The 7,208-nt window shown below is 44.5% G+C and carries 7 protein-coding genes; all 7 read right to left on the bottom strand.

The window, feature by feature from the left end; genetic code table 11:
* Window positions 1–209: 209 nt before the first annotated feature.
* A complete protein-coding gene (selA, locus tag RDQ32_RS10385) occupies window positions 210–1,607 on the bottom strand; it encodes an L-seryl-tRNA(Sec) selenium transferase (protein WP_308580397.1) in 1,398 nt (465 codons plus the stop codon).
* A gap of 260 nt (window positions 1,608–1,867) precedes the next feature.
* Window positions 1,868–2,284 carry an ATP synthase F1 subunit epsilon gene (atpC, locus tag RDQ32_RS10380; protein ID WP_308580395.1) on the bottom strand — a complete coding sequence of 139 codons (417 nt, stop codon included), beginning with the start codon at window positions 2,282–2,284 and terminating at the stop codon, window positions 1,868–1,870.
* A 12-nt stretch (window positions 2,285–2,296) separates the two neighbouring features.
* Window positions 2,297–3,691, bottom strand: coding sequence for a F0F1 ATP synthase subunit beta (gene atpD / locus RDQ32_RS10375; protein ID WP_007157829.1), 1,395 nt, complete (start codon window positions 3,689–3,691; stop codon window positions 2,297–2,299).
* A 20-nt stretch (window positions 3,692–3,711) separates the two neighbouring features.
* The gene (atpG, locus tag RDQ32_RS10370; RefSeq protein WP_183683038.1) at window positions 3,712–4,575 is read right to left on the bottom strand and encodes an ATP synthase F1 subunit gamma; all 864 of its coding nucleotides are present in this window, start codon (window positions 4,573–4,575) and stop codon (window positions 3,712–3,714) included.
* Window positions 4,576–4,596: 21 nt separating this feature from the next.
* On the bottom strand, window positions 4,597–6,117 hold the full coding sequence (atpA, locus tag RDQ32_RS10365) for a F0F1 ATP synthase subunit alpha (RefSeq protein WP_183683041.1): 1,521 nt from the start codon (window positions 6,115–6,117) through the stop codon (window positions 4,597–4,599).
* 16 nt (window positions 6,118–6,133) lie between these two features.
* On the bottom strand, window positions 6,134–6,673 hold the full coding sequence (gene atpH, locus RDQ32_RS10360) for an ATP synthase F1 subunit delta (protein ID WP_308580393.1): 540 nt from the start codon (window positions 6,671–6,673) through the stop codon (window positions 6,134–6,136).
* Window positions 6,670–7,173 carry a F0F1 ATP synthase subunit B gene (gene atpF / locus RDQ32_RS10355; protein WP_183683046.1) on the bottom strand — a complete coding sequence of 168 codons (504 nt, stop codon included), beginning with the start codon at window positions 7,171–7,173 and terminating at the stop codon, window positions 6,670–6,672. The genes atpH and atpF overlap by 4 nt, the downstream gene beginning before the upstream one ends.
* Window positions 7,174–7,208 lie beyond the last annotated feature (35 nt).

Below are 7,208 nucleotides of genomic sequence, written 5' to 3'. Positions count from 1 at the left end.
AAGCGAAGCTTGAAGTTAGTACTGCTACGAAGGCGAAGTTAGCGGGAGCGTGCCCCGAATACAGCCCCATACTGCATCAGAGCGTCTCTCGATATTGAATACAGTCCTTCTCTACGCAAAATTAAGTATAGCTAAAGTATTCCCCAATTTCAGACCTATATTGCCGAAAATTGCTTTATTTTGATTTTTTACAGCCCCTTTATTTCAATCTAATACAGAGCTTCCTGAAATGTCTCTACAATTTCTTCCAGCTCTTCTTCCTGTATGGTTCTTAAGTCCATCCAGTAATCATCTTCCCAGATTCTTCCGATAATCGGCGTTTTTCCTTTTCGAAGTCTGGCTTCCAGCTGAGATACGGAAAGCTTCTCCGGATGATAAACCACAGCATAGCTGTCCATATAGGTATCCGGAAGAGAGCCTCCACCAACCTGGGCTTTTGAGGGCTGTAAAGAATATTCTCCGGGGATAGATTCCTTTTGGAACAAATGAAGCAATGCTTCCCCCCGTCTTTTGACCACGCTCTGCTCTTCCGACAGCATACGAAGTACAGGAATTCTTTCTTCAATCCCCTCCTCCTTCAGATATTCTAAAAAGCATAGTTCCAATGCGGTTATGGTAAGCTTATCTACCCGAAGAGCCCTGGTAAGAGGATTTTTCTTCATTTGATCAATATATTCTTTTTTTCCGATAATAATTCCTGCCTGAGGACCTCCCAAAAGCTTGTCTCCGCTGAAACAAACCACATCCACACCGGCTTCGATGGCTTCCTGTACCGTCGGTTCGTGGGGAAGGCCGTATTTTTCCAAAGGAAGGAGCACGCCGGAGCCTAAATCCTCAATAATAGGAACTCCGGTTTCCAGAGAAAGCGGCTTTAATTCCCTAGCCTCTACCGACTCCGTAAAACCGCAAATTTTATAATTGCTGGTATGCACCTTTAAAAAGGCTTTGGTATTCTCATTGACCACTTCCACATAATCTTGATAATGGGTTTTATTGGTGGTTCCCACTTCTCGCATCTCCGCTCCGGAAGCGGCACAAACATCCGGAATACGGAATTTTCCGCCAATTTCCACCAGCTCTCCACGGGATACCACAACCTCTCCCCCCTTGGCCAGGGTAGAAAGAATCAATAAAACCGCCGAAGCATTATTATTGACCACCATAGCGTCCTCTGCACCGGTGATTTTACAAATGCTATCCTTAATATGGCTGTAGCGCTCTCCCCGCTCACCCTTTTCCAAATCATATTCCAGATTAGAGTAGGAAGAAAGCATCTTGGCAAGCTCCTGCCCGATCTTCGGAGATAGTAAAGCACGACCAAGGTTGGTATGCAAAATGGTGCCGGTGGCATTAATCACTTTTCTTAGCTTCGGCTTTACATCTCCCTCGATGCGCTCCGTAATCCGACTGTAAAGAGAAGAAAAGGCCTGTTCTATTCGGCTTTCCTCTTCTTCCTCCCGAACACATTTTCGGAGATTTTCCACCTCAAGCCTTACGCAGTCCGTAACATAGGATAAGCCGTAATCCTGAATAAAGGAGAGAATCTGCTCCTCCTCCAATATATTGTCAATTTTTGGAATTCTTCTAAAAAATGCATTTCTATCCATGGTCTTCTTCCTTTTCTCTTGTGTTTATACTTTCTTTAGAATCCATTGTACCATAAATTCTCTAAAGGATAGCTACATTAAAGGAAAAACACAGGTTTTCCATTCTAAATTTTTTTATAGAAAAAGAGCCTAGAAAACGCTTTAAAGGAGTAAGCCTCCCAAGCCTTTTTTTCTAAGCTCATTTTTACTACAATGCTTATAAAAACTATTTTTATAAAGTATTGTTTTTACAAAATATCTTTTTTTATAAAATAATATTTTTATAGAGTACTGTGTTTTCCTGCTGTTTGTAAACGGATAAGCGCACGATAAAGCTTTGCCTGATTCCGAAGTCTTTGTTCTTCAGAAAGTTTTTCATCCTGAATCTTCTTCTCAGCTCGCTCCTTGGCTCTCTCGGCACGATCAACATCGATTTCTTCACTCCACTCAAAGGTGGTGGGAATCAATCGACAATGGTTGTCCATCATGGAAAGCATTCCTCCGATACAGGCTGCCTTTCTTTCGCTACCATCCTTCATAATCACCTTGGCTGTACCCATACCTACCGCTGTGCAGTAATTGATATGGTGCGCCATGATAGCCAGGTCTCCTGTAATGGTTCTTAAGCTGACACGTTCTACTTCATCGTCAAATTTTTGCCCATCCATAGAAACAATCTCTAAATGGAAGTTTGCCATAAAGGTCCCTCCTTACTGTTTCTTAGCTTTTTCAAAAACTTCATCGATGTTTCCTACTAAGAGGAAAGCAGACTCAGGAAGCTCGTCACATTCTCCGTTCAAAATCATCTTAAAGCCGCGGATTGTTTCCTTTAAAGGAACATACTTTCCTGCAAGACCGGTAAACTGCTCTGCTACAGAGAAGCTCTGAGACAGGAAGTTCTGAATCTTTCTGGCACGGAAAACGCTAATCTTATCTTCCTCAGACAATTCATCCATACCCATGATGGCGATGATATCCTGTAATTCCTTATATCTCTGGAGTACCTGCTGTACACCTCTTGCCACCTGGTAGTGCTCTTCTCCTACGATTTCCGGAGTAAGAATACGGCTGGTGGAATCCAAAGGATCTACTGCAGGGTAAATTCCCTTACTTGCGATATCTCTGGACAATACGGTGGTCGCATCCAAGTGGGTAAATGTTGTTGCAGGCGCCGGGTCGGTAAGGTCATCCGCAGGCACATAAACCGCCTGAACGGAGGTGATAGATCCCTGCTTTGTGGAAGTAATACGCTCCTGCAAAGCACCCATGTCTGTTGCCAGTGTTGGCTGATATCCTACCGCAGAAGGCATTCTTCCGAGAAGTGCGGATACCTCTGAACCTGCCTGGGTAAAACGGAAAATGTTATCAATGAAGAGCAATACGTCCTGGTGCTTCACATCACGGAAGTACTCCGCCATGGTCAGACCGGAAAGTGCAACTCTCATTCTCGCTCCGGGCGGCTCGTTCATCTGTCCGTAAACCAGGGCAGTCTTATCCAAAACGCCGCTTTCCTTCATTTCTCCGTAAAGGTCGTTACCCTCACGAGTACGCTCTCCCACACCGGTAAATACGGAAATACCGCCGTGAGCTGTTGCCACGTTATGGATCAGCTCCATGATCAATACGGTTTTACCTACTCCCGCACCACCGAAAAGTCCGATTTTTCCTCCCTTTGCGTAAGGACAAATCAGGTCTACTACCTTGATACCTGTCTCCAGGATCTCTGTAGCAGGGGTCTGCTCCTCGAAAGAAGGAGCCGGACGGTGAATCGCCCATCTTTCCTCTGTCTCAGGGGCAGGTTTTTCATCTACAGGATTTCCCAAAATGTTGAAGATTCTTCCCAAGCAGGGCTCTCCAACAGGTACTGTAATGGGGTTTCCTGTATCAACAGCTTCCATTCCTCTAACCAAGCCATCGGTGGAACTCATTGCGATACAACGTACCACATCATCTCCCAACTGCTGTGCAACCTCCGCAATCAGCTCGGTATCTCCAAGCTGGATGGAAATTGCGTTCAATAAGGAGGGGAGTTCCCCTTCCTGGAATCGAATATCCAGGACGGCACCCATGACCTGTATAACCTTTCCTACATGTTTTTCTGTCATGTATCTCTCCTTTTTCTACACTACAACTCTTCCGCACCGGCAACAATTTCCGTGATTTCCTGGGTAATACTTGCCTGTCTTGCTCTATTGTAGAATAGACTTAATTTATCAATCATCTCTCCGGCGTTATCTGTAGCCGCCTCCATAGCCGTTCTTCTTGCCGCCAGCTCACTGGCAACAGAAGTACAAATTCCGCTATAGACCAGCCCTGCAAGATATTCCGGTACTATCGCATTAAAAACATCTTCTCCACTTGGCTCGTAGAGAATCAGGTTACGAATCTTCTTCGCTTCTTCTTCGCTTTCCTCTTTAAAATCAGACAAGGGCAAAAGAGAAATAGCTCCTGCCTTCTGGCTCATCATGGACACAAAATCCGTATAGATCAATGCCACATGGCCGAATTCCTGATTTTTATAGGCTTCACAGATTTTCTGGGCAATGCTGTAAGAGTCGGAAATTCCAACCTCTCCAACATGAGTATAGCTGTCATTAAACAGCTCATACTTCTTCTGCCGTCCATACTCTAAGGCTTTCTTTCCTAATGGGAACAAAGCAAATTCCTTGCCCTTGATTTCTTCCTCCAGGGTACGGAAAAGATTGGCATTATAGCCTCCCGCCATACCACGGTCTCCCGCAATCAATACATAGCACCACTTTTCGGAGCTGTTTTTCTTGGTGTAGGGAGAAGAAAAATCTGTATTTCCATTGGCAATTTCAGAAAGAGTTTTCTTTAAAGTCTGAAAATACGGTTTGGTATTCTCCGCCTTTTCCTTTGCCTTTCGAAGCTTAGAGGAAGCTACCAGCTCCATGGCCTTGGTAATCTGCATGGTATTCTGGATGCTTTTAATACGGAGTTTCACTGACTTCATATTTGCTGCAGCCATGTTTTCTCCTTCTTCCTGGGTTTACAGTCTCTTTAAAAATTCCGCTGTAAAACGCTCTAAGCTAGCCTTAAGTTTCTTCTCTGTCTCTTCTTCCAGCTTACCGGTTTCTCTGATGGCATTCATTGCACTCAGAGCCTCTGCATCGGCATCTAAGAAGTGATAAAGCTCTTCCTCATAGTGACGGATATCCTTAACCTCTACAGCAGTCAGGATTCCCTGAACTACCGCATATAGGATTGCTACCTGCTTCTCAACGGCAACAGGCTCTCCCTTACCCTGCTTCAGTACCTCTACGATACGTTCACCCTGGGCAAGTCTCTGCTTGGTATCCTGGTCAAGGTCGGAACCGAACTGTGCGAAGGACTGTAACTCTCTATACTGAGAGTAAACCAGCTTCAAGGTTCCCGCTACCTTCTTCATGGCCTTAATCTGCGCATTTCCTCCTACACGGGATACGGAAATACCGGGGTTAACCGCCGGCATAATACCGCTGTGGAACAGCTCTGTCTCCAAGAAGATCTGTCCGTCTGTAATGGAAATAACGTTAGTAGGAATATATGCGGAAACGTCTCCGGCCTGTGTCTCGATAATAGGAAGGGCTGTTAAGGATCCTCCTCCTAATTCAGGAGACAGCTTTGCGGCTCTTTCCAGCAATCTGGAGTGTAAGTAGAATACGTCTCCGGGATAAGCTTCTCTTCCTGGCGGTCTACGAATCAGAAGGGAAATTGCACGGTATGCCACCGCATGCTTACTCAAATCATCATAGATGATCAGGACATGCTTTCCCTGATTCATAAAGTACTCACCCATAGCACATCCTGCATAAGGTGCGATGTACTGCAAGGGGCTCGGCTCGGAAGCGGTTGCCGCAACAACGATGGAGTAATCCATAGCACCGGCTTCCTTTAATTCATTTACCAATGCGGTAACAGTGGATCTCTTCTGTCCGATTGCCACATAGATACAGATAACATCCTTACCCTTTTGGTTAATGATGGTATCAATAGCAATGGTGGTTTTACCGGTCTGTCTGTCACCGATAATCAACTCTCTTTGTCCTCTTCCGATAGGAATCATGGAGTCAATCGCCTTGATTCCTGTCTGTAAAGGCTCTTTAACCGGCTGTCTCTTGATGATGCCGGGTGCAGGGCTTTCCACTGCACGGAACTCTGTACTCTCGATGGGACCGATACCGTCAATAGGCTGTCCAATCGCATTTACCACTCGTCCGATTAATTGTTCTCCTACAGGAACAGATACTACTCTACCTGTACGCTTTACGCTCTGCCCTTCTCTAATTCCTACGTCAGAACCGAAAAGTACCGCAGAAACACTTGTTTCTTCAAGGTTTTGAGCCATACCGAAAGTGCCGTCCTCGAACTCTAAAAGCTCTCCGGACATACAATTTGTCAGACCGGAAACCCGGGCAATACCGTCACCAACGGTGAGTACGGTGCCTGTTTCATTCTGAACAATGGCATTTTGGTAATATTTAATCTGGCTTCGAATGACCTCGGAAATTTTTTCTGGTTTTAATTCCATTCTATGCCCATCCTTTTTACAAGACTACTTCATTAACAGTTTTACGAATCTCTTTCAATCGAGCAGAAACCGTACCGTCTAAGGTCTTTCCTGCTACTTCCACCTTCAAACCGCCCAATACCTTCGGGTCAATTTTCTCGGATAGAATAATGCTTTTTGCACAAAGCTTTTGCAACTTTTCGATTAAAGCCGACTTTTGCTCCTCTTGTAAAGGCACCGCACTGGTGACCAGAGCTTCTGCAATCCCCTGATCTTCCTGATACAGTGCTTTGTAGGTCTTGTAACTCTCTTTAAAGCCTCTTACCAGACCTTTTTCCAAAAGCAACTTTAAAAAATTCAATAAATAAGGCTTCAGTTCCGTTGCAAAGGCTTGATCCAAAAGAGATAATCTCTCCTTCTTGGGAATGGAAGGCTCTGCCAGAAGAGAATAATACTCCGGATTTTCCTCCAAAAGTGTTTTCACACAGCTCATCTCTTCTAAAATTTCTTTTTCCAGATGCTCTTCCTTGGCTAAGTCGTAAAGACTTTTCCCGTACAAGCTGGATGCCTTATTCATGATGCCTCCTCTACATTTTGTAAGAACTCATCAATTAAAGCTTTATGCTCATCTTCGTGGATTTCCTTCTCCACAACTTTTCCTGCAATATCCATAGCAATGCTTCCAATTTCATCCTTTACCTCATTCAAGGCTTTCTTTCTCTCTAAACGGATATCCTCTTCTGCCTTTGCCTTAATAGAGCTTGCATGCTGTTCCGCCTCTTTAATCAATTCCTCGGCACGGAGGTTGGCATCCTTCTTCGCATCCTCAATAATGCGGTTTGCCTCACCTCTAGCATCAGACATACTGCTTTCATATTCTGTCTTAACAGCCTCAGCTGCTTCTTTTGCTTTCTTTGCCTCTTGTATATCCTTATCTGCCGCTTCCTGTCTCTTCTTTAAAACCTCGTTAATGGGCTTAAAGAGAAAACGCTTAATGAGATATACCTGAATAAAAAGGTTCAAAATCTGGGCAATGAAGGTCCATGGAATGATGGTTACCAACTGTTGCGATTCCATACTTTTCTCCTTTCTTCGCTTTGCTTCGTAATTGT

Origin of the sequence: uncultured Oribacterium sp. (assembly GCF_902481605.1) — a bacterium.
Classification (GTDB): Bacteria; Bacillota; Clostridia; order Lachnospirales; family Lachnospiraceae; genus Oribacterium; species Oribacterium sinus.
The sequence above is the reverse complement of the archived record's forward strand: the minus strand, read 5'-3'. Positions and strand labels throughout refer to the sequence as shown.